Below are 1,320 nucleotides of genomic sequence, written 5' to 3' on the forward strand. Positions count from 1 at the left end.
TCGGGGCCGGTGGGTGCGGCGGGGGCGTCGGGGCTGGGTGCGGTGGCGGGTGCGTCGTCGGCGTCGGGGGCTGCGGGGGCGTCCGGGGTGTCGGGGGCCGCGGGGACGCTCGGCTCGTCGGGGTCGTCCGGCGTGGCGGGGACGTCCGGGTGAGCGGGATCGTCCGGGGTGTCGGGGGCGTCCGGGGTGTCGGGATTGTCGGGGGTCGTGGGCTCTTCGGGCTTGTCGGGCACGACGGGGGTATCCGGCTCATCCGGCTCGTCCGGGACGACCGGCTGCGGCTCCTCGGGCACGAAGTGGGCCAGGAACAGCGTGGGCGAGTAGGCGGCGCGCCCACGGTTCAGGAAGGCGAGCGCTGTTTCGGGCGCGAGGGTGGCCTCGGTGGAGACGCGCTCGTCGTCCTCGTACCAGCCCTCGAAGACGTAGCCGGGACGAGGCTCGGCTATGACCGCGTCGAGCCCTGCGCCGGTGCGCGACTCGACGATGCAGACGCTGCGGCTCACCTGGCCGGCGTCGGCGGGGTAGGCCCCGTAGAGCACATAGGTATCCCCCGCGGCGAGCGTGCCCGTCTGGGCGGTGGCGCTCTCGGGCCCCGCCTCCGCGGAGAGGCCGTACTCGGGCGCCTCGCCGTGGGCGGAGACGGTGCTGACGAGGGCGTCGCGCTGCACGTCGGCGGCCGTGACGACGTGCGTCCACTCGCTCGTGCGGGACTGCCCGGGCGCAAGCGGGCCCACTGACGCGAAGGCGGCCTCGTCGCTGGCGAACGTGACGCCCGAGAGCGTCACGTTGCCCGTGTTGGTGACGGTGGCGCGGAAGGTGACAGGCTCGCCTTCGGTGAAGAAGCGGCCGTTGGCGGGCGAGGATACGAGCTCCTCGGCCAGCTGCAGGGACGCGGAGGGACGGGCGAAGCGCGCGATGAAGGTGGTGGCGGCCAGGGTGCCGTCGGCGTTGCGGTTGGCGCCCGCCAGGGCCTCGTCGCGCGTGAGGAGCGCGTCGGTGCTCACCTGGTTGGCGCCGTTGTACCACCCGATGCTCACGTAGCCCCTGAGGGGCAGGGCGGTGCTGCCGCTGAGCCCGGCGCCGTCATCGGCGCGCACCTGCTCCTCGGAGGGGTTGACGTTGCCGGCTGTGCCGGGGGAGGTGCGGTAGAGAATGGTGACGAACCGCTCGGGCTGCGCGGGCTCCGGGGCGGCGCCGTCGGCGGGGTCGGCTGGCGCGGGGGAGGCGCCGTCGCCAGGATCGGCTGGCGCGGTTGCGACGCCGTCGGCGGTTGCGACGCCGTCGGCGGAAGGGCGCTCCGGCGCCGAGCCGGGGTGCGGC

At 75.3% G+C, this 1,320-nt stretch carries 1 pseudogene; it reads right to left on the reverse strand.

The annotated features are described in order from the left end of the window. Nucleotides 1-1,320 (reverse strand): annotated as a pseudogene (locus D1643_RS12110) (hypothetical protein); the annotation flags it as partial.

This window comes from Enterorhabdus sp. P55, assembly GCF_009911695.1.
In the GTDB taxonomy this organism is placed as follows: domain Bacteria; phylum Actinomycetota; class Coriobacteriia; order Coriobacteriales; family Eggerthellaceae; genus Enterorhabdus.